Below are 24,448 nucleotides of genomic sequence, written 5' to 3'. Positions count from 1 at the left end.
CGTCATCCCGGACGGCCTGAAGGGCCGATCCGGGACCCAGATGCGGCGCTGGGACTTCTGGGTCCCGGCTCTCCAGTCCGCTGGCGCGGACTTCCGGCCGGGATGACGGCGGGAGTTAGCGCGCGGCCAGAGCCGTGATGAGTTCGCTGATCGCCAGGGCCGTCTCGCCGGGGCGGAGGAACGGGTCGAGGTGGGTGCCGGCGAGGCTTTGGACGGGCCAGCCGCGGGCGCTGGCCGCTTCGGCCTGATCGGCGAGGCGCGGGGAGGTCTGGAGGTAGCCGGCGCGCAGGTGGTCCCAGGGCGGGGTTTCGATGACGTCGTCGAACCATTCGGGGCGCAGGCGGGGCAGGTCGGCCTCGAAGGCCTCCCTTGTCCACCGGTCCGGGATGAGGGTGGCCATCCCGCCCGGGCCCCACCACTGCGACCACCTGGGCAGCCGGCCCTGCTCGACCGGCAGGGCCTTCACGAAGGCGTCGAACTCGGGCTCGGCGGGCGGCGTCGGCCCCCGAGGCGGCGGAATGCGCCCGTCGAGGAAGATCATCCCCCAGGCCTCGAGCGGTCCGGCCAGGGCGGGCAGCAGCAGGCACCCGGCGCTATGGCCGACGAGCAGGGGGCCGGAGAGTTCCGGCAGCGCCGCCAGCACAGCGCCCGGCGCGTCCCGCCAGGCCACGTCCGAGCCCTCGATGCAGGGGGTGTAGGAGCGGAACCCCCGCCGCTCCAGCGCCTCGGCCGTCGGCGCGAGGGAGGAGGGGCCCACGAGCGGGGAGTGGACCAGCACGATCTCGCGGGGCGGCGGCGCGGGCATGGGGGATTGCTAGCATGTTCGATCCTCCCCCGCAGGGGGAGGGGGACCGCGAAGCGGTGGAGGGGGTGTACGACCGCCGCGCCGGGACTGGGCAGCTCCTGGACGCGGTGCGCGTGAACCCCCTCAGTCGCTTCGCGACAGCTCCCCCTGTGGGGGAGCAGCTTCGCTAGTGCGCCACGTAGGTGCGGAGCACGTCTTCGACGATGCGCTCCAGGCCCTCCAGCGTGTTGCAGGTCTTGGCCACGTGGCAGAACCGCTCGTAGCGGTGCATCACGCTATCGCCCTGGCCCCAGTAGGCGTCGGGCTCGGGGTTCAGCCAGATGACTGAGCGGACCCGCTGCTGGATGGTGTGCATCAGGTCCAGCCGCGGGTCGGCGAAGTTGGAGCGGCCGTCGCCGAGGAAGATCACCGTCGTGTGCCGGTCGAGCCGGTCGAGGTGGTTGTCGCAGAAGTCCTCCAGCGCCTTGCCGTAGTCGGTCTGCTGGAAGCCGATGCGCTTGAGCACCTCCAGGATCGCCCCGTCGACGCCGTACTCGTTGAGGATGTCGTCGACCGGCACCAGGCGGCCGGAGAAGGCGTAGCTGTCCAGCCGGTCGACCACCTCGTTCAGCGAGTAGAGGAAGGTCAGCAGGAACTGGGCGGCGGCGGCCACCGATTTTGAGACGTCGCAGATGCAGACGATCGACGGCTTTTCGATCTTCTCCCGCTTCCAGACGATCTCGAACGGCACCCCGCCGTAGCCCATCGACCGGCGCAGCGTGCGGCGCACGTCCAGGTGGCCCTTCTTGGCGCGGTTGCGGCGGCGGCTGTAGCGGTCGGCCAGGCGCTTGGCCATCTTCCGCACCAGCGCCTGCATCATCATCTGATCGACGGGGTCGATGCCGCCTTCGGAGTTCAGCGCCTTCCGGGCCAGCAGCTCCTCGCGCATCTTCTGGCCCGAGCCGGCGGCATAGAGCTCGTGCTGGCGCTCGACGTAGCGGGTGGCCTCGGCCATCAGCCCCTTGCGCCGCTCCTCCAGCCGCTTGGCCAGGCCCTCGCCGTGCTCGGTCTGCAGGCGCTTGGCGGCGGAGATGATCTTCTCGATCTCGGCCAGGCCCATCTCCTCCAGCAGCCGGCGGGTCATCCGGCTGCGCTGGGTGGAGAGGCGGATCTCGGTGACGCCGGCCCGCTGGGCGGCCTCCTCCATCGCCTGGGCCAGGCCCGCGGCGTCGCCCAGCAGCAGCATCTGGGCCAGGGGCGAGCCCTGCACCTCCTCAGGCAGCTGGTCGGACCGCTCGCCGCCTTCGCGGCCTTCCGGCGGCGGCGCGGACATGAAGTTGTCGCGCTTGAAGAAGGTCTCGAAGGTGGAGTCGAACCGGTCCACCTCGTCGGCGCTCTTGGCCAGCGTCGCGCAGAGGGCGTCCTTCAGGAGCGCCCGGTCGGTGAAGCCCACGGCGGCCACGGCCCGGTGGGCGTCGATCGCCTCCACGGGGGAGACGCGCACGTCCGCCGCGCGCAGCGCCCGGATGAACTCCTCGAGGGAGCGCTGCATGACCGATCAGCCCGCGTTGGCGGGCTTGCGCATCAGCTCGCCGATCTGCGGCTCCACCGCGGCGATGTCCTGCTCGAACTTCAGGATCACGTTCAGGGTGTCGCGGACCATCTCCGGCTCGAGGCTCTCGGCGTTGAGCAGGATCAGGGCGCGGGCCCAGTCGACGGTCTCGGAGATCGACGGCGCCTTGCGCAGGTCGATGGTGCGCAGGCTCTGGACGAAGGACACCAGCTGCTTGGTCAGGGCCGCCTCGATGCCGGGCACGCGGCTGGCGACGATCCGCTCTTCCAGCGAGGCGTCGGGCAGCGGGATGTGCAGGTGCAGGCAGCGGCGCTTCAGGGCGTCGCCCAGGTCGCGCACGTTGTTGGAGGTCAGGAAGACCAGCGGCGGGGTCTTGGCCTTGATGACGCCGAGCTCGGGCACCGAGACCTGGTAGGCCGACAGCACTTCCAGCAGGAAGGCCTCGAACGCCTCGTCCGACTTGTCGATCTCGTCGATCAAGAGGACGCAGCCGTCGTTCTGCCGCAGCGCCTGCATCAGCGGGCGCGGCTCCAGGAAGGGCTCGGAGAAGAACAGGTCGCCCATGCCGTGCAGCCGGTCCATGGCGTCGTCCATGGTCTTGGCGTCGGCCAGGGACTCGCCCATGCGGTCCTTCAGGATCTGGGTGTAGAGCAGCTGCTTGCCGTACTTCCACTCGTACAGCGCCTTGGACTCGTCGAGGCCCTCGTAGCACTGCATGCGGATCAGCGGCAGGCCGAGCAGGTTGGCGGTCGAGAGCGCCAGCTCGGTTTTGCCGACGCCGGCGGTGCCTTCCACCAGGATCGGCTTTTGCAGGTTCACCGCCATGTAGAGCGAGGTCGCGATCCGCTGCGAGGCGATGTAGCCGACGCTGGCGAGCCCCTCGATCAGGGCCTGAACGGACGATAGGGGATCGGCGGTGGGCGCAAGACGCGCCGCCTGGCTGGAAACGGTCAAAGGCTCATGCTTTCAAAATTAAGACGCGCGCGCGCCGACGTTCGGTAATGCGCGCGATTGTGCCAACCGAGCGTAGGCCAACGCAACCCTCAATGACCTCTCGCCCGCGCCATGCGCGCCTAGACCTCTCCCCCCGCTTGTCGGGGGGAGAGGGTAGGGTGAGGGGGGACTCTGGGCGTCGCCGAGTTCCGTCGCTTCGCGCCGGGCGCGGCCTGTGGCCGCGCACCCCTCACCCAACCCTCTCCCCGCGAGCGGGGAGAGGTCTGGCGGCGCACAGCGGCGGAGTTAGAGCCCGTACGGCCGGTAAGGCCCCGCGATCAGCTGTTCGAACACGCCCAGGCCCTCCTGCGGCGCTTCGCCCGGCGTCTCCAGCCTGACCCGCGAGAGCGCCTGGATGTGCCAGTTCTCCGGTGAGCCCATGTTCACCTCGGAAAGGCGGATGTCCTCGCGCCCGACGGCGAGCTCGCCCTTGAACATGCCGTGCCGCCACTCGCCGCCGTATCCGATGCCGCGCATCAGGAAGGTGAGGAAGGGCTCGAACGAGATCTTCGCCTCGCCCTGGTCGAGAGGGATCGCGAGCCGTCCGGTGCGGGCGTGGCGCGTGCCCGGGATCAGCTCCACGTCCTCCATGCGGCAGGCGGAGGTCTCGTAGCCGCCGTCGGGGCCGGCGCCGTCGGGCAGGATGACCGCCCGGGTGTTCCAGGGTCGCCCGTCGGGATCGGCGTTGACGTGGAAGAAGACGCTTCGGTCGGCGAAGTTCAGCGGCGTCCACTGCCAGAAGAAGCCGGTGACGGTCTGCGGCACGGCCGGTTGCGGGTCCGGCGCACCGACGGGGCGGATTCCCCAGGATCGGTCGCGCGAGCCGAACCAGCCGTCGATCGCCTGGCGGCGCCCGTCCACGTCCAGCCAGCCGGTGCAGCGCACGTTCTGGGTCAGCCGGGTGTAGTCCATGAAGGCGCGCGGCCCGTTCCGGCGGATGAAGCGCGGCTCCTCGATGGGGAAGGCGCGGCCTTCGAAGACGATCTCGGCCGACAGCCCCTCGGCGGCGGCCACCGTGACCTTCAGGCGCTGCAGCGGCTCCAGCACCTCGATGCGGATGGGCCCGACCGTCAGGTCGAGGCGGTCGGACAGCAGCGCCGAGACGTGCAGGCAGTGCTGGACCCCGCCCCGGACGACGGAGAAGTGCGCGTCGGCGACGTTCAGGTGCGGATAGACCCCGAAGGCGACGGCGAAGAAGGTCTCTCCGTCGGGCGCGTAGCCGTTGAAGAAGTAGCGGTCGTAGAAGTTGCGGTCGGTGCCCGCGTAGGCGATCGGCTCGGCGGTCTGGTGGATGGGGTAGTCGTCGCCCTTGGTGAGCATTTGCGCCTCCTCGCTTGCGTCGACGTATTGCCGCCGCGCCATTTGCGGCAGTATCAATTGAGCCAAGAAAAGAACACAAGGGAGGCGTCGGCGTCCTTGACGCGGCGTAAGGTCAGGCGGGGCCCGCTCCAGTCTTGACCTGCGCCGTCTGGGTGCGCGGGCGATGGAGATGCCGTCATCTGACCTGAAGATTCCCGCCGAGCACGCCTCGAACCTAGTAAATCCCGCAGCTTATGCGGGCCCGCGCATCCACGAGACCTATGCCTGGCTGCGCGCCAACCAGCCGCTGGGGATCGCCGAGATCGAGGGCTTCGACCCGTTCTGGGTGGTCACCCGCCACGCCGACATCCTGGAGGTCAGCCGGCAGAACGCGCTTTTCCTGAACGGCGCCCGCTCGCCCACCATCGTCAATAAGGAGATCGACCAGCGGGTCCGGCAGATGATGGGCGGCTCGCCGCACCTGCTGCGCACGCTGATCCACATGGATGCGCCGGACCATCCCAAGTACCGCATCCTGACCCAGGCCTGGTTCCTGCCGCAGAACCTGCGCCGCATGGAGGAGCGGATCCGGATCATCGCCCGGGCGGCGGTGGACCGGATGCTGGCCACCGGCGGGCGCTGCGACTTCGTCCGCGAGGTGGCGCTGCACTATCCGCTGCACGTGGTCATGGACATCCTCGGCGTGCCCGAGGAGGACGAGCCGCGGATGCTGCAGCTGACGCAGGAGCTGTTCGGCGCTTCCGACCCAGAGCTTCGCCGCAAGGACGAAGAGCAGACCGACGAGGCCAACCAGCTGCGCCGGGGGGTGATCGCCGACTTCTACAACTACTTCGCCAAGCTCTCGGCGGCGCGCAAGGCCGAGCCGCGCGACGACCTGGCCAGCGTCATCGCCAACAGCCAGATCGACGGGCGGCCGATCTCCGAGTTCGAGGCGATGAGCTACTACATCATCGTCGCCACCGCCGGGCACGACACGACGTCGTCGTCCACCGCGGGCGCCCTGTGGGCGCTGGCCGAGCGGCCGGCCGAGCTGGCCAAGGTCAAGGCCGACCCCTCGCTCATCCCCGGCCTGGTGGACGAGTCCATCCGCTGGACGACCCCGGTGAAGACCTTCATGCGCACGGTCGCGGAGGATGTCGAATTCGCCGGCCGCCAGATGCGCAAGGACGACTGGATGATGCTCTGCTACGCCTCGGGCAACCGGGACGAGGCGGTGTTCGACGATCCGCAGGAGTTCCGCGTCGACCGCAGCCCCAACAAGCACCTGGCCTTCGGCTACGGCGCCCACGTGTGCCTCGGCCAGCACCTGGCCAAGATGGAGATGCGCATCCTCTGGGAGGAGCTGCTGCCGAAGATCGACCAGCTGGAGCTGGCCGGCGAGCCGAAGATGAGCGAGGCGGCCTTCGTCAACGGGCCCAAGACCCTGCCGGTGCGGTTCGAAGCGGCGTGACCCATCCGCTGGAGCCCCGCCTGGCCGCCTACCTGGCCGGGAAGATGCCGCAGGCCGCCGAAGTCGCCGTCGACCAGCTCAGCCGCATCTCCGGCGGCGCCTCGCGCGAGACCTACCGATTCCGGCTGACCTGGAGCGAGGGCGGCGAGCGGCGCGAGCGGCGGCTGATCCTTCGGCGCGACCCGCCCGCCAGCCTCATCGAGACCGAGCGGCGGATCGAGTTCGAGGCCTACCGCGCGTTTCGCAATACGCCGGTGCCGGTGCCGGAGATGCTCTACCTGGAGGAGGAGAGCGACGCCCTCGAGCACCCCTTCTTCATCGCCGAGGAGATTTGCGGCTTCCAGGCGGGGCCCGGAACCTTGTGGACCGAGCCCTACCTCGGCCGCCACGCCGAGCTCGGGCGGCGAAAATGGGCGATCCTCGGCGAGATCGCCAAGGCCGACCCGCAGGCGCTGGGCCTGACGGACGTGCTGGCGCCGGTGGCTCCGGAAGACTGCTGGCGAAGCCAGCTGGACCACTGGGAGGGGGTGCTCGACGAAGACGAGACCGAGCCCCTGCCGATCGTCCGCGCCGCCATCCGCTGGCTGCGCGCCAACCCGCCCCCGCCGCCGGCCCGGATCAGCGTGGTGCACGGCGACTACCGGACCGGCAACTTCCTGTTCGACACCGAAGGCGGGGTGCACGGCATCCTCGACTGGGAGATGTGCCACCTGGGCGATCCGCTGGAGGACCTGGGCTGGAGCTTCAATCCGGTCTGGAGCTTCGGGCGCGACCTGATGGGCGGCCTGCTCCCCCGCGAAGAAGCGGTCGCCGCCTGGGAGGCCGCCAGCGGCCTGACGGCCGACCCGGCCGCCCTGCACTGGTGGGAGCTGATGGGCTGCGTCAAAGGCCAGGCGATCTGGATCTCCTCCGGCAAGGCCTGGATCGACGGCGGCAACCGCGAGCCGATCATGGTCTATCCGCCCTGGGCGCTGCAGAACGCCCAGGACCGGGCGATCCTCAAGGTGATGGGGCGGCTATGACACCCAAGGTCCCGGAAGTCCTCGGCGAGATCGCCGGCCTGATCGGCCGCAGCCTCGTCCCCGGCGGCGATCCGGCCGAAAAGGCGGCCCACCTCGGCCTCTCGGCCATGCTGCTGGGCCTGGCCGCCCAGCGCTGGGACGGCATGGCCCACGCCCTGGTGGAGGAGAACCGGGCGATCCGGCCGATCCTGGCCCGCGGCGCCGATCTGCTGGGGGAGGGGCGCTGGCGGGCCCTTTCCCAGACCACCGACGAGGATTTCCGCATCTCCGCCCTGGAGAAGGCGAACTCCGAACTCCGCGGCGCCCTGCTGGCCCTACACGAGGCGGTGGAGACGGCGCAGGGGGAGGCGGCGCGCGAACTCGAGGGCCTCATCTGGGCCGAGCTGCGCGCCTCGACCGAGCGGCGCATGGTCGCCGGCTCGCCCGTCTAGGAACCGCACCGCAAAGAAAAGGGCCCGCCCCGGAGCGCGGGCCCTGACACCGGTCGTCCGTATGCGGACTAGTGGCGGAAAGTCAGCGTCAGCATCCAGGTCTGCGGCGCGCCGTAGTAGGCGGTGCGAATGCCGCCGACGGACGAGAACTCCTGGGCGTCGGTCTTGTAGACCTCGTCCGTCAGGTTCTTGCCGTAGAGGCCGGCCGAGAGGGTCTTGTCGGCGTTCTCCCAGACCAGCTGGGCGTCGACGAGCCAGAAGTCGTCCTGCCACATGCCGGCGAAGCGCTGGCGGGTGACGAGGTCGGCGTTGTCCACCGCCAGGGCCGCTTCCGACCGGTAGCGGGTCTGGGCGCCGAGCGTGACCGAGCCGGCGTCGCCGAGCTCGAACTCGTAGGCGCCGGCGAAGCGGGCCGTCCATTCCGGCGCGAAGGCCGGGGTCTGCCAGCTGCGGTCCAGGGGGATGAAGACGCCCGGCGTGCCCGTCGGGCGCTCCTCGAAGAACTCCCCGTATTCGGCGTTGAGGTAGCCGATCTCGGCGTTGAGGGTCAGCTGCGGGACCGGGTTGGCGGCGATCTCCAGTTCGGCCCCCCAGATCTCCAGCTGGCCGGCGTTGAGCACGGCGAAGTCCACCGAGGGCACCGGCTGGTTTGGCGAGACGATCGCCCGCCCGACCCGGGCCTGGAAGTCCTGGTAGTCGTTGTAGAAGACCGTCGCATTGGCCCGCATCCGCCCGTCCAGCAGGGTGCTCTTCAGGCCGGCTTCGTAGGAGACCATGGTCTCCGGATCGTAGGGGAGCTCCTCGCCCGGATTGTTGGCCCGGCCGTTGAAGCCGCCCGACTTGAAGCCCTTGGCGATGCGTCCGTAGAGGAACAGGTCGTCGGTCGCCTGGTAGTCCACCGACACCATCGGCGAGACGTCGTCCCACTCCTCGGCGCCCTGGAAGGCGAAGGTGGTGTTCAGCGCCGCCAGGTTCGAGAGGACGGTGGTGGTCCGGTAGTAGTCCTTCTCCTCCATGGTGTAGCGCAGGCCGCCGGAGAGCCGCAGGCGCTCGGTCAGCGCGTAGCTGACGTTGCCGTAGGCGGCCCAGCTGGTGGTCTCCAGGTCGTCGCCGACCAGCCGCCGGAAGGTGAAGGGGGCGGTGAAGGCGTCGGCGTCCGCGATCTGGAACGAGCCGACGTTTTCCTTGAGGTAGTAGAGGCCGCCGACCGCCTGCCACGGGCCGCTGTCGTAGGCGAGCTGCAGCTCCTGGCTGAGCTGGTCCTGGTCCACCGCGACAAGCGCGCTGGTGACCTCGATCTCGGTGGCGTCGAAATCGATGTAGTCGTCGGAATCGAGGTTCCGGTAGGCGGTGATCGACTTGAAGGTCAGCGCCTCCGACAGCTCGTGGGTCACCGTCGCCGCCACGCCCCAGTGCTCGAACTTGGTCGAGTTGGGCAGGCCCGGATCGGTGCGGGCCGTGAAATCGAACTCCGGCGGGTTGGCCGGGATCACCCGCAGCACCTGGCCGAAGGCGGTGGTCAGGGTGTTGGTGGCCTGGCCCACCGTCAGGGACGAGTCGTCCTTGGTGTAGTCGGCGGTAAGGTCGACCGTGGTCGCGTCGGTGGGCGTCCAGGCCAGGGCCGAACGCAGGCTGAGCGTCTTCTTGTCGTTGTAGTCGCGGCCGGTGACCGGATCCTCGACGTAGCCGTCGCGGGCCGAGCCGGAGGCGGCGAAGCCGGCGGCGAGGGTGTCGGTGAGCGGGCCGGAGAGGGCCAGCTTGCCCTCGAACAGGCCATAGTTCCCCACGCTGGCCGACGCCTGCGAGCGAACCTCCTGGCCGGGCCGGCGGGTGACCAGCTTCAGGGCGCCGCCGATGGTGTTCTTGCCGTACAGCGTGCCCTGCGGCCCGCGCAGCACCTCGACCCGCTGAAGGTCCAGAAGGTCGAACTGGGTGCCGCGGATCCGGCTGATGTAGACGTCGTCGATGTAGACGCCGACGGCCGGGTCGAAGGTCTGCAGCGCGTCCGGCTGGCCGACGCCGCGGATGTAGATGTTGGTGGAGTTGGACGAGGCCCGGCCTTGCACGAGGTTCAGGTTGGGCACCGCGCCCTGCAGGTCGGTGATCTGGGTCGCGCCCTGCCGCTGGAGGGCGGCCTCGGAGAAGGCGGAGATGGCCACCGGCGTGGTCTGCAGGTTCTCCTCGGTCCGGCGGGCGGTGACCACCAGCTCCTCGACCTGGGTCTCCTGGGCCAGCGCCTGGCCTGCCCAAACGCTAAGCGCCGCGCCGGACGCCAGCGCCACTTTCTTACTCAACTTCAAAGGAATGCCTCCCAAGTCCCGCGCGGACGCGCGGTCAGTGAACGGCGTTTAGCCAAGCTGTTGAGTCGCGTCGAACATGCCCCAGCGGAATGGGCGCATATGACGCAAGCTTGGCTGTGGGCTCGTGCCTCCTCTCCCCCGAGGCGAAGCCCGAGGGGAGAGGTCGGGAGAGGGGTGGAGCGGCCTCTCCATTTCCGAACGGGCGGATCAAGGACCCGCCGCCTGAGGGCGTTGGCGGACCATCCGTGCGGCCGCAGGTCCTGCGTCGCCCCTCTCCTCAAATCCTCTCCCCCCGCGCTGCGCGTCGGGGGAGAGGAGGCTTTGGCTCAGCGCCGGAAACGGGCCTTCAAGCGACACCGCTTATCGACAAGCCGGCCAACCTCGTCTTTGTTGTCGCCGCCCGGTCCGCCGGGATTTGAAGCCAACGAATTTCAAGGGGACGGAATTTCATGCCACCGAGGATGGCGCCCCAGCCCACGCCAGAGACCCAACATTTCTGGGACGGCTGCAAGCAAGGCGAGCTTCGCCTGCAACGCTGCAAGGAGTGCAGCAACACCTACTTCCCGCCCAGGCCCTTCTGCCCGAAGTGCGCCTCGCGGGACGTGGAGGTCTTCAAGGCCAGCGGCCGCGGCGTCCTCTGGAGCTATGTGATCAACCACCGCCCGCGCCCCGACCTTGGGACCGAGCCCCACTCGATCGCGGTGGTGAAGCTCGATGAAGGCGTGCAGATGATGACCAACATCGTGAACTGTCCGCAGACGCCCGAGGCGCTGAAGCTGGACATGCCGGTGAAGGTGACCTTCCTGCCCGTGGGCGAGACCGCCCTTCCCCTGTTCGAGCCGGCGGAGGGCTGAGCCGATGAAGCCGAAGACCGTAGCCGTCGTCGGGGCGGCCGAAACCACGCGCCTGGGCAAGATCCCGGACATGTCGGTGATCCAGCTGCACGCCGACGCCGCCCTCAACGCCATGGCCGACGCCGGCCTCAAGCCGTCCGACATCGACGGCGTGGCCACCGCCGGCGAGAGCCCCACCGCGCTCGCCCACTACCTGGGCATCACGCCCAAGTACGCCGACGGCACCAGCGTCGGCGGCTGCTCCTTCATGCTGCACGTCCGCCACGCGGCGGCGGCGATCAATGAGGGGCTCTGCGAGACCGTGCTGATCACCCACGGCGAGAGCGGGCGCTCGCGCGTCGGCGCCGGCGGGCGGATGATGGGCGGCTCCAGCCTCAACGGGCAGTTCGAGATGCCGTTCGGACCGGTGGGCCCGCCCACCATGTTCACGGTTCCGGTGCTTCGCTACATGAAGACCTACGGGGTCACCGAGGAGGACCTGGCCAACGTCGCGGTCATCCAGCGCGAGTGGGCGGCCAAGAACCCCCGCGCCAGCTTCCGCGATCCGATCACGGTCGACGACGTCCTAAACTCGGACATGATCGCCTGGCCGTTCCGCAAGCTGATGTGCTGCCTGGTCACCGACGGCGGCGGCGCGCTCATCCTGACCAGCGCCGAGCGGGCCAAGGACTTCCCGCACAAGCCGGTCTACATCCTGGGCACCGGCGAGAGCGTCGAGACCCCGATGGTCAGCCAGATGGAGGACTTCACCTCGTCCAAGGCCTTCCGGGTCGCGGGCAAGAAGGCCTTCGAGGAGGCGGGCATCACCCACAAGGACGTGGATCACCTGATGATCTACGACGCCTTCGCCCACCTGCCGCTCTACGGCCTGGAGGACCTCGGCTTCTGCAAGCCGGGCGAGGCCAAGGACTTCATCAACGAGCGCAACACCGCCATCGGCGGCAAGCTGCCGCTGAACACCAACGGCGGCGGCCTCTCCTACATGCACTCGGGCATGTACGGCATGTACGCCATGCAGGAGAGCATCCGTCAGATGCGGGGAACGGCGCCGGCCCAGGTGGAAGGCGCCAAGATCAGCGTCAGCCACGGCGTCGGCGGCATGTTCGCCGCCTCCGGCACGATCATCTGGTCGAACGAGGCGCCGTAAGGCCTCTCTTCGTCATCCCGGACGGTCGCAAGGCCGATCCGGGACCCAGAGGCCTCACGCGGGCGCCTGGGTCCCGGCTCTCCGCTTCGCTCCGGCCGGGATGACGAAGTTCGCTACTCCGCCGGCGCTTCCTCAGCCGGCTCCTTGTACTTGTCGGTGACCTTCCACAGGCCGTCCACGACGGGGCGGAACTGGGCGGTGTTGCGCGGGTCGACGCCGTAGATGAGCTTCAGGGCCTCCACGTGGACGGCGACGGCCGACCAGTCGACCTTATCCTGCGTGCGCAGCCGGTCGGTGAGTTCGCAGAGGCTGTAGGCGGCGTCGCAGAGGATCCGCTCGTCGAACAGGCCGGCGACGTCGATGACCGCCGTGGCCACGTCGTAGACGGCGTCCATGCCGCCCGTCTGTTCCTTACACAGCTGCTCCAGCTGGGAGAGGCTCTCGCCCACCACCTCGCGCGAGCGGCCCTCCTCGGCCGACATCTCGTGGGTGACGCGCTGGATGGCGATCTGGGCGGTCATGCCGCCCGGCCGGTCGACCTGCTCCGACAGCCGCGAGGTGACCTTGAACAGGTTGGGGTCGCTCATAGGATCACTTTCTGCGGCTTCATCAGCGAATCGATTTCGTACTGTTCCATGTTCGGGTCCTTCGCAGCCCCGACCTTCAGGGACAGATCGGTGGAACGGCGGCCCTTCTTGCCGGGAGGCGGGCCAAGGTTCCGCACCCGCCGGTCCGGGCCGACGTAGCCGGCGGTGCGCACGAACTGCCGCTCGTCCTTGGCCACCCAGAACACCCGCTGCAGCAGCACCTGGGGCGTGAACGGCTTGGAGATGACGAAGTTGGCGCCGCAGTCGCGGCTCTTCTCGACGAGGCTGCGGGCCGCGTGGCCGGTCATCAGGATGGCCGGGATGTAGGCCGCATCGCCCGGACCCTGGGTGCGCAGCCATTTGACGAAATCGTAGCCGTCCATGTCCGGCATGCCGCAGTCCATGACGATCAGGTCCACCTCGCGCGAGGTGACGATCCCCATCGCCTCCTTGGCGTTGCTGGCCTTGTACTGCCGGTGCATGCCGAAGCCGCGGAACATCGCGCTCTCGACCGACAGGGCCTGCTCGTTGTCGTCGCACAATAGGAGCCGCGTGCGCTCCAAGTTGATGCGCATCTCGGGAGGCAGGCCGAATGTGCTCATTGGCTCAGAAGAGCTGCAGCTCTCCCTCCTCGTGTCCGGGTCCGTGGGCGCCGCTCGCCTGACCCGTTTCGGCCGCGAGTCGTGCGGCCAGGGCGGCGAGGGTGATGGTCTTCAGGGCCGGGGCGACGTCGTAGCCGACGGGGCCCTTGCCCTGCTGCGAGAGGGTCTCGACGAAGCCGGCCAGGCCCCGCAGGGTCTGTCCCAGCGCGTCCACCGCCTGGGCGTCGCGCATGGCGTCCTCGGGGGCGGCCGAGCCGCTGGCCTCGACCAGCCGGGCCATGACCGTCTCGAGCTGGTCGCACAGCTCCCCGGCGCGTTCCAGTTCCAGGGCCAGCGCCCCGAAGATGTCTGCTGAGGGGACGGCGGCGTTCATCAGAACAGCTCCAGGTCGCCTTCGGCCACGACGGGCGGCGGGGCGGCCTTCAGGTTCAGCTGGGTCAGCTCGGCCTTGTCTTCGACGATCTTCTGCTGGGCCCGGCCGCTCACCGGCCAGTACTTCAGCCGCCGCGCGCCGACGCCGCCGAGACTGGCGCTGGCCACGTTGATGCCCTCGTCCCGCAGGAAGCGTTCGGCGAAGGCGGCGTTGGCCGCGCCGACGTCCGACAGGCCGTTGAACATGCGCGCCCCGCCGAACAGCTTGGCCTCGAGGCGGCCGCGCTGGGCGCCCTGGTGGAGCAGGGCGTTGATCAACAGCTCCATGGCGTGCACGCCGTAGCGGCGGGCGTCGTCGTGGGAGTCGGCCTGGCCCTCGGGCAGCAGGAAGTGGTTCATGCCGCCCACCCCGCGGTCGGGATCGCGCAGGCACACGGCCACGCAGCTGCCCAGCACCGTCGTGAGGAACACGTCCGGATCGTTCGACACCAGGTACTCGCCCTGGATGACGTTCAGGCGGCGCTGCGGCCGGGAGGAGAGGACGGTGTCCGTCATGTCAGGGCGCCGAACACCGCTTCGATCTTTTCTTTGAGGGTCTGCGTGGTGAAGGGCTTCACCAGGTAGTTGTTGACGCCGAACTGCACCGCCCGCTGCACCAGCTCGCGGTCGGCCCGGCCGGTCAGCATGATCACCGCGGTCTTGGCGATCGGCGGGTGGGCGCGGATGGCGCGCAGCAGGCCCAGGCCATCCAGCTTGGGCATGTTGTAGTCGGTGATCACCAGGTTCACCTGGGCGGTCAGCAGGAAGCGGAGGGCGTCCTCCCCGTCCGGGACTTCCTTGGTGTTGCTGATGCCGAGCGCGTGCAGGCTGGTGCGGACGAGGCTCCGCATCGTCTGCTGATCGTCGACGATGAGCGTCTTGAGGGAAGAGGCGGCGGGCATCAGGCGCTCCGTTGCGGCTCTTTGGCCGCGCACAGGTTCAGGATCGCGTTGCTCAGGCGTTGGAGCGGCAGCTCCTTCTCAACGGCCCCGCGTTCATAAGCGGCCCGGGGCATGCCGTAGACGACGCAGCTGGCCTCGTCCTGGCCCAGCGTGTGGGCCCCGTTCCGGCGCATGGCCAGCAGGCCTTCGGCGCCGTCGCGGCCCATGCCGGTCAGGATCACGCCGACCGCGGCCCGCTTCAGCCGGGCGATCGAGTGGAACAGCACGTCCACCGACGGGCGATGGCCGTTGACGGGGTCGCCGGCGACCAGCCGGCAGGAGGGGGCGCTCTGGTGGACGACCTCCAGGTGGCTCGCGCCGCCGGGGGCCAGCCAGATATGGCCGGGCTTCAGCCGGGCCCCGTCGTGGGCCTCGGCGACGCTCGCCGCGCACACCCGGTTCAGCCGCTCGGCGAAGCTCTTGGTGAAGGCGCCGGGCATATGCTGGGTGATCACGGTCGGCGGGCAGTTGGCCGGGAAGGCGGAGAGCAGGGTCATCAGCGCCTCCACCCCGCCGGTGGACGAGCCGATGGCGACGACCACGTCTTCGGGGATGTACTCCGGCTTGGGCGGCGGCTCGGGCGCGGTGACCGGCCCCTCGTAGGGGCGCACCTGCGAGCGGGCCGCGGCCTTCACCTTCTCGGGCAGGTCGAGGAAGGCCTCGGACGCGGAGACCCCGCCGGCCGGCTTGCCGATGCAGTCGACGGCGCCGAGCTGCAGGGCCGAGATCGTCGCCTCGGCGCCTGCCTGAGTCAGGGTCGAGACCATCACCACCGGCATCGGCCGAAGGCGCATGATCTTCTCCAGGAAGTCGAGGCCGTTCATGTGCGGCATCTCGACGTCCAGGGTGATGACGTCGGGGTTGAGGCGCTTGATCGCCTCGCGGGCCTCGATGGGATCGTTGGCGAAGCCGAGGACCTCGATCTCGGGGTCCATCCGCAGCGACGCAGCGATCAGGCTGCGCATCGTCGCGGAGTCGTCGACCACCAGTACGCGGACGGTCATGCGGCGTTCCTCAACTGATAGGCGGTCAGGCCGCAGGTCTCGAGCTGGTGGGCCGCCCGGCCCGTCACGCGCTCGGAATGGCCGATGTAGAGCACGGCGCCGGGCTCCATGGCCGGCACGAAGCGCTCCCAGATGCGCTCCTGGGTCTCGTCGTCGAAGTAGATCACGACGTTGCGGCAGAAGATGACGTCGAACCGGCCCTTCATCGGCCAGGGGCCGACGAGGTTAAGTTCGCGGAACGCCACCAGGCTGCGCAGCTCCGGGGCCACCGACCAGCCGTTCGCGGCCTTCTCGAACCAGCGGCGGCGGTGGTGCAGCGGCAGGGCCGAGAGGGCCTCGTCGCTATAGGTCCCCGCCTTGCCCTCGGCGATCATGTTGGGGTCGATGTCGGTGGCCAGGATCTTCACGTCCAGGTCGCAGGCCTCCGGCAGCGCCGACAGCACCGTGATGGCGATGGAGTAGGGCTCCTGGCCGTTCGAGCAGGCCGCCGACCACAGCCGCACGCGGCCGCCCGCGCGGGCCCGGCGGGCCAGGGCCGGCATGACGTCGTGCTCCAGGTGCTCGAAGTGGTGCGGCTCGCGCATGAAGCGGGTGACGTTGGTGGTCAGCGCGGCGGTCATCGCCTGGCGCTCGTCGACGCCCTCGGCGGTCTCCACCAGCTTGCAGTATTCGCGGAAGTTGCGCAGCCCCAGCGCGCGCAGCCGCTTGGCCAGCCGCGAGTAGACGAGCGCGGCCTTGCCCTCCGGCAGGTGGATGCCGGCGTGCGCATGGACGATCTGGGCGATCGTCCGGAAGTCGCTGGCGGTCAGCAGGAATTCCCCCTCGACGATGCCGGGGCCTGCCGCCTGCTCGTTAGGGCCGGAAGTCCTGGTCATGCAGCCTCGGCTTCGGTCTCCGGCAGCACACGGTCCAGGGCGATGAGGCTGACCATCCGGCCTTCCAGGGCGAACAGCCCTTTCACGAAGGTCTTCACCTGGTCGCAGGCGACGTCCGGCGTCGGCTGCACCATGTCCTCGGTCAGGTTGATGATGTCGCTGACCGCATCGACCAGCAGGCCGAGGGTCCGGTCGCCGATCTTCACCACCATGATCACGTGCCGGGCGGTGGGCGCCGAGGTCTCCAGGCCCAGGCGCGCGCCCAGGTCGATGATCGGCAGCACCGCGCCGCGCAGGTTGATGACGCCCTTCACGAACGAGGGCGTGCGGGGCAGGGGGGTGGCCGGCGTCCAGCCGCGGATCTCCCGCACCGACATGATGTCGACGCAGAACTCCTGGTCGCCGATGCGGAACGAGATCAGCTCGCGCCGCTGGCCGGTTCCTTGCGGGGCTTGGGTCTCGGTCATGTTCAAACCGCCATTCGCTTTTCACGGGGCGCCGGCTTGCGGCGCGAAGTTGAGACGAGCGCGTCGACATCGAGGATCAGGGCCACCCGGCCGTCGCCGAGGATGGTCGCGGCCGCGACCCCGTCCACGTGCTGGTAGTTGGCCTCCAGGGATTTGATGACCACCTGGCGCTGGCCCTGGATGGCGTCGACCAGCAGGGCCGCCTTCCCGCCGCCCTCGCTCTCCACGAGGATGGCGACGGAGTCGGCGGCGTTCAGGGGCGCGTCGCGGAAGCCGAGGGCGCGGCCGACGTCGATCAGCGGCACGAAGGTGTCGCGGATGCGGATCACCGCATCCTGGCCGCCGATGTAGTGCACCTCTTCGGCCTTGGGCGTCAGGCTCTCCACGATGTTGGACAGCGGCGCGACCAGGGTCTGCTCGGCGCTGGTCACCACCATGCCGTCCAGCACCGCCAGCGTGAGCGGCAGGCTCATGGTGAACTTGCTGCCCTTGCCCGGTTCGGAGCTGATCGAGATCCGCCCGCCCAGGGCCAGCACCGAGCGCTTGACCACGTCCATGCCGACGCCGCGGCCGGAGAGGTCGGAGATGGTCTCGGCGGTGGAGAAGCCGGGCAGAAAGATCAGGTTGTCGGTCTCGTCCTCGGTCAGCACCGCGTCCTCTGCGATCAGACCCTTGGAGACGGCGATGTTGCGGACCCGCTCGCGGTTGATCCCGCGCCCGTCGTCCGAGACCTCGATGACGATGCGCCCGCCCCGGTGCAGGGCGGCCAGCCGCACGGTGCCTTCCGGCGGCTTTCCTTCCATCTCCCGCTCGTCCGGCGGCTCCAGGCCGTGGTCGATGGCGTTTCGCAGCATGTGGGTGATGGGATCGGAGAGACGCTCGATGACCGTCTTGTCGACCTCGGTGTTCTCGCCCTCCATGACCAGCCGGACCTTCTTGCCGGTCATGTCGGCGGCCTCGCGGACCAGCCGCGGCATCCGCTGGAACACCGACTTCACGGGCTGGGCCCGGATGGCCATGACGCTGTCCTGGATCTCCCGGGTCAGCAGCTCCAGGTCCTCGAGGCCCAGCGCAACGGCGGAGGAACGGGCCAGGCCGCTTTCGATCACCCGCTGGGACAGCATGGCCTGCTGGATGACCAGCTCGCCGACGGCGTTGATCAGCCGGTCGACCCGGTCGAGATCGACGCGGATGGTCGGCGCGGGGGCGGCGGCGCTCGCCGCCGCCGGGGCGGACGGGGCGGACTGGACGGGCTTCGTCTCGGCCTTGGGCGCAGGCTCCGGCGCCTGCTCGACGCCGGTGCTGGCCTTCTGGGCCAGGGCGATCAGGCCGGCGACGTCCATCGCCTCGGAATCGGCGGCGGCCGCCGCCTCCGGCGCGGGCGGCGTCTCGGCCGGGGCCTCGGCGGCGGCGGGCTCGCCGGTCAGCCGGGCCAGCAGCGCGGCGGGGTCGAAATCGTCCTGGGCCGGGACCACGGCGGGCGGCTCGTCCTCGAAGCCGCCCCCGGCGCCCTCCTCGACCATGGTGAGGATGCAGTCGTCCTCGACGAACTCGAAGACGTCGCGGATCGCCGCCTCGTCCTGGTCCGTGACGAGCTTGATGTTCCAGCGCAGGTAGGCGTGCTCGGCCATCATCTGGTCGAGCGGCGGGACCTCGGCGCCGTCCAGCTCCACCTCGATGCGGCCCAGGCGCGCGAGCTCGCGCAGCACCAGCCCCGCTTCGTTGGCCTTGGCGTACATTTCCGCCTTGGGCTGGAACTCGATGCGCCAGATGCGCTCGCCGGGGACGGCCGCCTCGGGCGCGGCCGGCTCCGGCGCGGCCTCGTCGGCGTCCTCGACGACCATCTGCACGGGCGTGAAGCCGAAGTCGTCCTCGTCCTCGTCGCCGCCCTCCAGGGCCGCGGCGGCGTCCGCCCCGATCAGCGACTGCAGCTCGTCCAGCATCGCCGCCGAGCGCGAGTGCTCCACCGCGCCGTCGCTGCGGGCGGCCTGCACATGGTCGGCCAGCACGTCGTTGGCGCGCAGCAGGATCTTCACGACCTCGTCCGTCGGCTCGATCTTGTCCGAGCGGATCAGGTCCAGCGCGGTCTCGAAGACGTGGGCGAAGCGGATCAGCTCTTCCAGGCCGAAAGCCCCGGCGCCGCCCTTGACGGAGTGCACCGCCCGGAAGACGGCGTTGATCGTCTCGGAGTCCTTCTCGCCCCTCTCCATGGCGAGCAGCCCCGACTCGAGATCGGTCAGCAGCTCTTCGCATTCCTGGAAGAAGGTCGCCTTGATGCTCTCGAACGGGTCCAAGTGGCGCTCCCGACTGGGGTCCTAGTGCCTTGAGGTCAGGCCGCGACGCGCCGAACGGCGTCGATCAGCTTGACCGGATTGAAGGGCTTCACGATCCAGCCGGTGGCTCCGGCCTGGCGGGCGCGTTCCTTCTTGGCGACGTCGCTCTCGGTGGTCAGCACCAGGATCGGCGTGGCGCGATGGTCCGGATTGGCCCGCACGCCCTCGATCACGCCGAAGCCGTCGAGCCGGGGCATGTTGATGTCGGTGATGACGACGTCGGCGCCCTCGCTCTTGAGGATCTCCAGCCCTTCCACGCCGTCGACGGCCTGGATCACGCGGTAGCCCGCCTGCACCAGCGCCATGCTCAGCATCTCGCGCATGGTGCGCGAGTCGTCGATCGTCAGAACTGTCTTGGTCACGAAGCTCCCCCTTCGGGCAGGAAGCGCAGCTCGGGATCGCCGAAGCTGGCCAGTTGTTCGGTGAACGCCTCCGACGGCTCGTCCACGGAAAGCGGATGGCCGTCCTCGGCCCAGGTCTTCTGGGCCGAGATCAACACCTGCAGGCAAAGGCCGCCGAGGCGGCTGACCTGCGACGCATCGATGCTCAAGGGGCGTCCCCTCAGCACCATGAGTTCGGCCCGCAGCGGCTCGGCCGCCTGCAGGTCGAGGATCGGGGCGAGGCTGAGCACGGCCGCGTCCGTCATCAGAATTCCTCCCAGCCGTCTTCGGCTTCGACGTGGGCCGGCTCGGGCTTGCGCGCCGCGCCGCCGCGGCCGGCGGTCTTCAGGGCCGGGACCGGCGCATGGGCCATGCGAGGCGCGATCGGGGCGGCCTCGCTGAGCTTGAAGCGCTCGATGCTGCGGGCCAGGGCGTCGGCCTCGGTCAGCAGCGCATGGCCCGAGGCGGCGCCCTGCTCGACCTGTACGGCGTTGCGCTGGGTCACCTGGTCCATCTCGTTGATGGCCGTGTTGACCTGCGCCAGGCCCGTGGACTGTTCCTTGGCCGATGCGGCGATCTCGGCCACTAGGGTCGAGATCTCGGCGACCTTGGTGACCATCCGGGTGAGGGCCTCGCCGGTCTGGCCGACCAGTTCGACGCCGGAGCCGACCTGCTGGCTCGAGGCGCTGATCAGCGCCTTGATCTCCTTGGCGGCCTCGGCCGAGCGCTGGGCCAGGGCCCTCACCTCGGAGGCCACGACGGCGAAGCCGCGGCCCGCCTCGCCGGCGCGGGCGGCTTCCACGCCGGCGTTGAGCGCCAGCAGGTTGGTCTGGAAGGCGATCTCGTCGATCACCCCGATGATCTGGCTGATCTGCTTGGCCGACTGCTCGATGCCGCTCATCGCCGAGACGGTCTCGCTGACCACCTCGCCGCTCCTCTCGGCTTCGGCCTTGGCCTCGCGGGCGGCGCCGTCGGCCTGGGCGGCGCCTTCGCTGGTGCGCTTCACCGTGGCGGTGATCTGGTCGAGGGCCGCGGCCGTCTCCTGCAGGCTGGCCGCCTGTTGCTCGGTGCGGCTGGCCAGGTCGTCGGAGGCGCCGGCGATGGCCTCGGCCCCGCTGCGGATCGCCGCGGCGTTGGCCTGGATCACCGTCATGGCGTCTTCCAGCCGGGCGGCCGCCTCGTTGAAGTCGCGGCGCAGCTCGTCGTACTCGCCGGGGAAGGCCTGCTCCAGGCGGAAGGTCAGGTCGCCGCGCGCCAGCCGATCCAGCGCCTCGGCCAGGCCCCCGACGACGGTCCTCTGCTCGTTCTCGGCCTTCTCCTGGGCGGCGCGGGCCTCGGCGCGGGCGCGCTCGGCGCCTTCGAGGTAGACCGCCAGGCCCAGCTCCAGGTCCAACATCGCGGTCTTGATCAGGGCGCCGACGCCGTCGATCGCCTTGTCGCGGTCGGCCTTGCTGACGCCGCCGAAGCCGCCGGTCTTGATCGTCTCGGACAGCACGCCGCGGACCAGCTGCTCCAGGATCACAGCGTAGCCGCCCATGTACCAGCGGGCGTCCATGCCGAGCTTGGCGTTGGATTCGCCCAGGGCGCGGGCCCGGCGGGCGAAGTCGGCGTCGAGCTGGCCGGTGGCGAGCGCCGCCCAGTGGTCCGCCTGCCGCGCGGTCGCGCGCGTCACGTCCACCTGGGCGAACACCTCGCGGGTGTCCGGGAAGTCGTTGAGCTTGGAATAGAGGCCGGCCACCACTTCGGGCAGGATCCGGCGGGCGATGGGCGCGGTGGCGGCCAGCCGGCCGCGCGCCGCCTCGTCCAGCCCGACGAACGCCAGGCGGCGTTCCAGGTCGTCCGCCGAAGCGGTCCTCAACGGCTCACTCATACGCGATCCCCAGTCGGGGACGAGATTCGCTGCGCGCGCCGGCGGTCGCCATCTGCTCCGAACGAATCATTTCCCCCGCCCCGTTCACTCAGCAGGGCCGAACAGCGCCGCTGAACGCGTTGTCTTTGAACGCGAACGTCCCCCGGGTTGCGTAACCCTGACGCGTTGAAGAAATGGTTACCCGCCCACTTCGGGCGAGAGTGAACGCCGGCGCGGCGTCAGGCCGGCTCGAGCGCCTGGAGCGGCGGGGCCGTGAAGCCGCGGCCGAGCTCGCGCTCCACCGCCGCGGCGAAGGCGAGGCTCGTGCGGTCCTCCAGGAATGGCCCGATCGCCTGCAGGCCGACGGGCAGGCCGGTGTCGCTGAGGCCGGCCGGGAAGACGGTGGCGGGCAGGGCGCCGAACAGGGCCACGCTCGGCCAGGCCAGCTGGACCCCGTAGGGCGTCTTCGCGCCGTCGATCAGCAGGCCCCGCTCGCCCCAGGCGAGGTCGGTGTGCGGGAAGGCGAGGGCGCCGAACACCGGCGCCAGCACCACGTCCACATCGCCGAACACCTGCGCCCATTTGGCGCGGACGCGGTTCTGCGCGTCGAGACAGTCGAGATAGGCGTGGGCCGAGATCGGCTCGGCGTCGGGCCGGCCGCGGGAGACGACGCTGTTCAACAGGCCGAGGTAGGCGTCCATCGCGGCGCCCAGGTCCGGCAGGTCCGGATGGCTGCGCACCACCCTGGCGCCGGCGCGGGCCAGCTCGTCCGCCAGGCCGTTCAGGGCCGACAGGATGGCCCCGTCGGTGGCCGCAGCCGGGTGCCGGTCGAGGATCAGCACGCGGAAGCCGGAGAGCCGCGTCTGGCGCGGGGCGGGCAGGGCCAGGCGATAGGCGATGGCCATGTCCTCGTCGGGGCCGGCGACGACGTCCAGCGCCAGGGCCAGGTCCTCGGCGGTGCGGGCCAGCGGCCCGACGACCGCCAGCGGCGCATCCTCGCCCTCCAGGGCGGGCGGGCCGTGGCCGCGCATGGGCACGAGCTTGTAGCTGGGCTTGTGGCCGAACACGCCGCAGAAGGCCGCGGGCACGCGGATCGAGCCGCCGATGTCCGAGCCGAACTCCAGCGGCGCGTAGCCGGCCGCCAGGGCCGCCGCCGAGCCGCCGGAGGAGCCCCCCGGCGAGCGGGTCAGGTCCCACGGGTTGCAGGTGCGCCCGAACAGCGGATTGGTCGACTGCCAGTCGGCCAGCATCGGCGGCACGTTGGTCTTGCCCAGGATCACCGCCCCGGCCGCCTTCAGCCGCGAGACCGCGACCGCGTCCTCCACCGCCACCACCTCGCGGAACATCTCCGATCCCCAGGTGTGCGGCAGGCCGGCGACGCCGAAGGACTCCTTGACCGTCATCGGCACGCCCAGCAGCGGGGCCCGCTCGCCGGCCCGGATCGCCATGTCCGCCGCCCGGGCCGTCGCCAACGCCCGCTCGAAGTCGCGGACCACGACGGCGTTGATCGGCCCGTCCAGCCGCTCGATGCGGGCGATGGCCGCCTGCGCCAGTTCCTCGGCGCTGACCTCGCGCGCATCCAGCGCGGCGCGCAGCTGGCGGACGGTGGCGGCAGGGTAGTCGATGGCCATGGCGCTTCTCCCTTGCCGGGATTGAGGCGCCCCTGAGCGGCGGCGTCAAACCCTGCGGCGCGCCTTGCGCAGGCGCCGGGGCCGTGCATCTTGGCCGCAACCAACGACAAGAGAGAGGGAGGCGCGCATGCGTCTGACGGCGCCCAGGATCCAGCCTGTCCGCGACGAGGAGCTGACCCCGGATCAGAAGGAGCAGCTGGAGCCGTTCGGCGGGCGGGTGCTGAACATCTTCCGCACGCTGGTCCGCGAGCCGAAGGCCATGCGCGGCTTCATGGGCTGGGGGAACTACATCCTCTCGCGCCGCAACGGCCTGCCGGCCCGCGAGCGGGAGATCGTGATCCTGCGCATCGGCTACCTGTGCAAGTCGGGCTACGAGTGGACCCAGCACGTGCCGATCGGCGAACGCTCGGGCCTGACCAGGGACGAGATCGAGCGCATCAAGCAGGGCGCGGACGCGCCCGGCTGGAGCGAGGCCGACCAGGCGCTGCTGCGGGCCGCCGACGAGTTGCACCACGACCAGTTCATCACCGACGCCACCTGGGCCCTGCTCGGCAAGCACTTCGACCAGAAGCAGCAGATGGACGTGGTCTTCACCGCCGGCCAGTACACCCAGGTCTCGATGATGCTGAACAGCTTCGGCGTGCAACTGGACGAGGGCCAGACCCTCGATCCCGACCTGAAGGGTTTCTGAGCATGGCCGGCCGTCTGGAAGGCAAGGCCGCCATCGTCTCCGGCGCCGGCCAGACGCCGGGGGAGACCATCGGCAACGGGCGGGCCATCGCCGTGCTGTTCGCCCGCGAAGGGGCCGAGGTGCTTTGCGTCGACCGGGTGCTCGAACGCGCCCAGGAGACGGCGGCGATGATCGAGGCCGAGGGCGGCAAGGCCTTCGCCCTGCAGGCCAACATCGTCAAGGCGGGCGAATGCGAGGCCGTGGCCAAGGCGGCCATCGACCGCTGGGGCCGCGTCGACATCCTCGTCAACAACGTCGGCATCGGCGGCGGCGACGGGCCGGCCCACCGGATCGAGGAGGCCGCCTTCGACCGCATCCTCGACGTCAACCTCAAGGGGACCTGGCTGATGACCAAGGCCGTGCTGGGGCCGATGCGCGAGAAGGGCGGCGGCGCGATCGTCAATATCTCGTCCCTCGCCAGCATCGCCGGCGGCGGGCAGGTGGCCTACGAGGTCTCCAAGGCGGGCGTGAACCGGCTGACCACCTCGGTCGCCCAGGCCAACGGCCGCTACCGCGTCCGCTGCAACGCCATCACGCCGGGCCTGATGGATACGCCGATGGCGATCGAGGGCATCGCGCGGGCGAGCGGGCGCACGCCGCAGGCGGTCCGCGACGAGCGCAACGCCCGCGTGCCGCTCGGCGGCATGATGGGCACGGCCTGGGATACGGCCTACGCCGCCCTGTTCCTCGCCTCCGACGAGGCGAAGTTCATCACCGGCGCCATCCTGCCGGTGGACGGGGGCGGGAGCGTGCGGATCGCTTGA

25 protein-coding genes and 1 pseudogene are annotated in these 24,448 nt (G+C 70.1%); 7 read left to right on the top strand and 19 right to left on the bottom strand.

What is annotated here, in order from left to right; translation table 11 throughout:
• Window positions 1-115: 115 nt before the first annotated feature.
• From ACFSC0_RS04655 to ACFSC0_RS04640, 4 genes are all read right to left on the bottom strand, one after another.
• Window positions 116-805, bottom strand: a complete 690-nt coding sequence (locus ACFSC0_RS04655) for a hypothetical protein (RefSeq protein WP_377282349.1) — start codon at window positions 803-805, stop codon at window positions 116-118.
• A 166-nt stretch (window positions 806-971) separates the two neighbouring features.
• Complete coding sequence (locus tag ACFSC0_RS04650) at window positions 972-2,336, bottom strand: vWA domain-containing protein (RefSeq protein ID WP_377282348.1); 1,365 nt, start codon at window positions 2,334-2,336, stop codon at window positions 972-974.
• A 6-nt stretch (window positions 2,337-2,342) separates the two neighbouring features.
• A complete protein-coding gene (locus ACFSC0_RS04645) occupies window positions 2,343-3,311 on the bottom strand; it encodes an AAA family ATPase (protein ID WP_377282347.1) in 969 nt (322 codons plus the stop codon).
• Window positions 3,312-3,596: 285 nt separating this feature from the next.
• Window positions 3,597-4,670 carry an Rv3169 family protein gene (locus ACFSC0_RS04640; protein ID WP_377282346.1) on the bottom strand — a complete coding sequence of 358 codons (1,074 nt, stop codon included), beginning with the start codon at window positions 4,668-4,670 and terminating at the stop codon, window positions 3,597-3,599.
• A 169-nt stretch (window positions 4,671-4,839) separates the two neighbouring features.
• On the opposite strand from ACFSC0_RS04640, the gene ACFSC0_RS04635 reads away from it, so the two are divergent.
• From ACFSC0_RS04635 to ACFSC0_RS04625, 3 genes are read left to right on the top strand one after another with little or no spacing between them, the layout of a single operon-like run.
• Window positions 4,840-6,120: a cytochrome P450 gene (locus tag ACFSC0_RS04635; RefSeq protein ID WP_377282345.1), complete on the top strand. Its 1,281-nt coding sequence runs from the start codon at window positions 4,840-4,842 to the stop codon at window positions 6,118-6,120.
• Window positions 6,117-7,142 carry a phosphotransferase family protein gene (locus ACFSC0_RS04630; RefSeq protein ID WP_377282344.1) on the top strand — a complete coding sequence of 342 codons (1,026 nt, stop codon included), beginning with the start codon at window positions 6,117-6,119 and terminating at the stop codon, window positions 7,140-7,142. The genes ACFSC0_RS04635 and ACFSC0_RS04630 overlap by 4 nt, the downstream gene beginning before the upstream one ends.
• The gene (locus tag ACFSC0_RS04625) at window positions 7,139-7,573 is read left to right on the top strand and encodes a hypothetical protein (protein ID WP_377282343.1); all 435 of its coding nucleotides are present in this window, start codon (window positions 7,139-7,141) and stop codon (window positions 7,571-7,573) included. Before ACFSC0_RS04630 ends, ACFSC0_RS04625 begins: the two co-directional genes overlap by 4 nt.
• A 68-nt stretch (window positions 7,574-7,641) precedes the next feature.
• Here ACFSC0_RS04625 and ACFSC0_RS04620 read toward each other — a convergent pair whose 3' ends face one another.
• A complete protein-coding gene (locus ACFSC0_RS04620; RefSeq protein ID WP_377282342.1) occupies window positions 7,642-9,867 on the bottom strand; it encodes a TonB-dependent receptor in 2,226 nt (741 codons plus the stop codon).
• 467 nt (window positions 9,868-10,334) lie between these two features.
• On the opposite strand from ACFSC0_RS04620, the gene ACFSC0_RS04615 reads away from it, so the two are divergent.
• Both ACFSC0_RS04615 and ACFSC0_RS04610 read left to right on the top strand, forming a co-directional pair.
• Complete coding sequence (locus ACFSC0_RS04615) at window positions 10,335-10,727, top strand: Zn-ribbon domain-containing OB-fold protein (RefSeq protein WP_377355087.1); 393 nt, start codon at window positions 10,335-10,337, stop codon at window positions 10,725-10,727.
• A gap of 4 nt (window positions 10,728-10,731) precedes the next feature.
• Complete coding sequence (locus tag ACFSC0_RS04610; RefSeq protein WP_377282340.1) at window positions 10,732-11,874, top strand: thiolase C-terminal domain-containing protein; 1,143 nt, start codon at window positions 10,732-10,734, stop codon at window positions 11,872-11,874.
• Here the strand turns inward: ACFSC0_RS04610 and ACFSC0_RS04605 are convergent.
• From ACFSC0_RS04605 to ACFSC0_RS04540, 14 genes and pseudogenes are all read right to left on the bottom strand, one after another.
• Window positions 11,849-11,977, bottom strand: a pseudogene (locus tag ACFSC0_RS04605) (hypothetical protein); the annotation flags it as partial. The gene ACFSC0_RS04610 and the pseudogene ACFSC0_RS04605 overlap by 26 nt on opposite strands.
• Window positions 11,978-11,987: 10 nt before the next feature.
• Window positions 11,988-12,461: a hypothetical protein gene (locus tag ACFSC0_RS04600; RefSeq protein WP_377282339.1), complete on the bottom strand. Its 474-nt coding sequence runs from the start codon at window positions 12,459-12,461 to the stop codon at window positions 11,988-11,990.
• Window positions 12,458-13,036 (bottom strand): response regulator, encoded by a 579-nt coding sequence (locus ACFSC0_RS04595; protein WP_377355086.1) that lies wholly within the window; start codon window positions 13,034-13,036, stop codon window positions 12,458-12,460. The genes ACFSC0_RS04600 and ACFSC0_RS04595 overlap by 4 nt, the downstream gene beginning before the upstream one ends.
• Before the next feature lie 31 nt (window positions 13,037-13,067).
• Entirely contained in the window at window positions 13,068-13,436 is a 369-nt protein-coding gene (locus tag ACFSC0_RS04590) for a hypothetical protein (protein ID WP_377282337.1), read from the bottom strand.
• The gene (locus ACFSC0_RS04585; protein ID WP_377282336.1) at window positions 13,436-13,990 is read right to left on the bottom strand and encodes a chemotaxis protein CheD; all 555 of its coding nucleotides are present in this window, start codon (window positions 13,988-13,990) and stop codon (window positions 13,436-13,438) included. Before ACFSC0_RS04585 ends, ACFSC0_RS04590 begins: the two co-directional genes overlap by 1 nt.
• The gene (locus tag ACFSC0_RS04580; protein WP_377282335.1) at window positions 13,987-14,376 is read right to left on the bottom strand and encodes a response regulator; all 390 of its coding nucleotides are present in this window, start codon (window positions 14,374-14,376) and stop codon (window positions 13,987-13,989) included. Before ACFSC0_RS04580 ends, ACFSC0_RS04585 begins: the two co-directional genes overlap by 4 nt.
• Complete coding sequence (locus ACFSC0_RS04575; RefSeq protein WP_377282334.1) at window positions 14,376-15,419, bottom strand: protein-glutamate methylesterase/protein-glutamine glutaminase; 1,044 nt, start codon at window positions 15,417-15,419, stop codon at window positions 14,376-14,378. The genes ACFSC0_RS04580 and ACFSC0_RS04575 overlap by 1 nt, the downstream gene beginning before the upstream one ends.
• Window positions 15,416-16,294 (bottom strand): CheR family methyltransferase, encoded by an 879-nt coding sequence (locus ACFSC0_RS04570; protein ID WP_377282333.1) that lies wholly within the window; start codon window positions 16,292-16,294, stop codon window positions 15,416-15,418. The genes ACFSC0_RS04575 and ACFSC0_RS04570 overlap by 4 nt, the downstream gene beginning before the upstream one ends.
• Window positions 16,291-16,761, bottom strand: coding sequence for a chemotaxis protein CheW (locus ACFSC0_RS04565; protein WP_377282332.1), 471 nt, complete (start codon window positions 16,759-16,761; stop codon window positions 16,291-16,293). The genes ACFSC0_RS04570 and ACFSC0_RS04565 overlap by 4 nt, the downstream gene beginning before the upstream one ends.
• A 2-nt stretch (window positions 16,762-16,763) precedes the next feature.
• Entirely contained in the window at window positions 16,764-19,055 is a 2,292-nt protein-coding gene (locus ACFSC0_RS04560; RefSeq protein ID WP_377355084.1) for a chemotaxis protein CheA, read from the bottom strand.
• 35 nt (window positions 19,056-19,090) lie between these two features.
• Window positions 19,091-19,456: a response regulator gene (locus ACFSC0_RS04555; protein ID WP_377282330.1), complete on the bottom strand. Its 366-nt coding sequence runs from the start codon at window positions 19,454-19,456 to the stop codon at window positions 19,091-19,093.
• On the bottom strand, window positions 19,453-19,740 hold the full coding sequence (locus ACFSC0_RS04550) for an STAS domain-containing protein (RefSeq protein WP_377282329.1): 288 nt from the start codon (window positions 19,738-19,740) through the stop codon (window positions 19,453-19,455). The genes ACFSC0_RS04555 and ACFSC0_RS04550 overlap by 4 nt, the downstream gene beginning before the upstream one ends.
• Window positions 19,740-21,344, bottom strand: coding sequence for a methyl-accepting chemotaxis protein (locus ACFSC0_RS04545; protein ID WP_377355082.1), 1,605 nt, complete (start codon window positions 21,342-21,344; stop codon window positions 19,740-19,742). Before ACFSC0_RS04545 ends, ACFSC0_RS04550 begins: the two co-directional genes overlap by 1 nt.
• Before the next feature lie 218 nt (window positions 21,345-21,562).
• Window positions 21,563-22,954: an amidase family protein gene (locus tag ACFSC0_RS04540; protein ID WP_377282327.1), complete on the bottom strand. Its 1,392-nt coding sequence runs from the start codon at window positions 22,952-22,954 to the stop codon at window positions 21,563-21,565.
• Between the two features lie 127 nt (window positions 22,955-23,081).
• On the opposite strand from ACFSC0_RS04540, the gene ACFSC0_RS04535 reads away from it, so the two are divergent.
• Together ACFSC0_RS04535 and ACFSC0_RS04530 are read left to right on the top strand one after the other, a co-directional pair.
• Window positions 23,082-23,645, top strand: coding sequence for a carboxymuconolactone decarboxylase family protein (locus tag ACFSC0_RS04535; protein ID WP_377282326.1), 564 nt, complete (start codon window positions 23,082-23,084; stop codon window positions 23,643-23,645).
• A 2-nt stretch (window positions 23,646-23,647) separates the two neighbouring features.
• Window positions 23,648-24,448 carry an SDR family NAD(P)-dependent oxidoreductase gene (locus tag ACFSC0_RS04530; RefSeq protein WP_377282325.1) on the top strand — a complete coding sequence of 267 codons (801 nt, stop codon included), beginning with the start codon at window positions 23,648-23,650 and terminating at the stop codon, window positions 24,446-24,448.

The sequence above is a fragment of the Phenylobacterium terrae genome, assembly GCF_042681205.1.
In the GTDB taxonomy this organism is placed as follows: Bacteria; Pseudomonadota; Alphaproteobacteria; order Caulobacterales; family Caulobacteraceae; genus Phenylobacterium; species Phenylobacterium terrae.
The sequence above is the reverse complement of the archived record's forward strand: the minus strand, read 5'-3'. Positions and strand labels throughout refer to the sequence as shown.

Coding starts and splice junctions, on each gene's coding strand:
- ACFSC0_RS04585 (WP_377282336.1), bottom strand. CDS start 13,990: ATGACGGACACCGTCCTCTCCTCCCGGCCGCAGCGCCGCCTGAACGTC.
- ACFSC0_RS04640 (WP_377282346.1), bottom strand. CDS start 4,670: ATGCTCACCAAGGGCGACGACTACCCCATCCACCAGACCGCCGAGCCG.
- ACFSC0_RS04575 (WP_377282334.1), bottom strand. CDS start 15,419: ATGACCGTCCGCGTACTGGTGGTCGACGACTCCGCGACGATGCGCAGC.
- ACFSC0_RS04535 (WP_377282326.1), top strand. CDS start 23,082: ATGCGTCTGACGGCGCCCAGGATCCAGCCTGTCCGCGACGAGGAGCTG.
- ACFSC0_RS04580 (WP_377282335.1), bottom strand. CDS start 14,376: ATGCCCGCCGCCTCTTCCCTCAAGACGCTCATCGTCGACGATCAGCAG.
- ACFSC0_RS04570 (WP_377282333.1), bottom strand. CDS start 16,294: ATGACCAGGACTTCCGGCCCTAACGAGCAGGCGGCAGGCCCCGGCATC.
- ACFSC0_RS04550 (WP_377282329.1), bottom strand. CDS start 19,740: ATGACGGACGCGGCCGTGCTCAGCCTCGCCCCGATCCTCGACCTGCAG.
- ACFSC0_RS04540 (WP_377282327.1), bottom strand. CDS start 22,954: ATGGCCATCGACTACCCTGCCGCCACCGTCCGCCAGCTGCGCGCCGCG.
- ACFSC0_RS04655 (WP_377282349.1), bottom strand. CDS start 805: ATGCCCGCGCCGCCGCCCCGCGAGATCGTGCTGGTCCACTCCCCGCTC.
- ACFSC0_RS04615 (WP_377355087.1), top strand. CDS start 10,335: ATGGCGCCCCAGCCCACGCCAGAGACCCAACATTTCTGGGACGGCTGC.
- ACFSC0_RS04595 (WP_377355086.1), bottom strand. CDS start 13,036: ATGCGCATCAACTTGGAGCGCACGCGGCTCCTATTGTGCGACGACAAC.
- ACFSC0_RS04590 (WP_377282337.1), bottom strand. CDS start 13,436: ATGAACGCCGCCGTCCCCTCAGCAGACATCTTCGGGGCGCTGGCCCTG.
- ACFSC0_RS04635 (WP_377282345.1), top strand. CDS start 4,840: ATGCCGTCATCTGACCTGAAGATTCCCGCCGAGCACGCCTCGAACCTA.
- ACFSC0_RS04565 (WP_377282332.1), bottom strand. CDS start 16,761: ATGACCGAGACCCAAGCCCCGCAAGGAACCGGCCAGCGGCGCGAGCTG.
- ACFSC0_RS04530 (WP_377282325.1), top strand. CDS start 23,648: ATGGCCGGCCGTCTGGAAGGCAAGGCCGCCATCGTCTCCGGCGCCGGC.
- ACFSC0_RS04625 (WP_377282343.1), top strand. CDS start 7,139: ATGACACCCAAGGTCCCGGAAGTCCTCGGCGAGATCGCCGGCCTGATC.
- ACFSC0_RS04610 (WP_377282340.1), top strand. CDS start 10,732: ATGAAGCCGAAGACCGTAGCCGTCGTCGGGGCGGCCGAAACCACGCGC.
- ACFSC0_RS04600 (WP_377282339.1), bottom strand. CDS start 12,461: ATGAGCGACCCCAACCTGTTCAAGGTCACCTCGCGGCTGTCGGAGCAG.
- ACFSC0_RS04650 (WP_377282348.1), bottom strand. CDS start 2,336: ATGCAGCGCTCCCTCGAGGAGTTCATCCGGGCGCTGCGCGCGGCGGAC.
- ACFSC0_RS04545 (WP_377355082.1), bottom strand. CDS start 21,344: ATGAGTGAGCCGTTGAGGACCGCTTCGGCGGACGACCTGGAACGCCGC.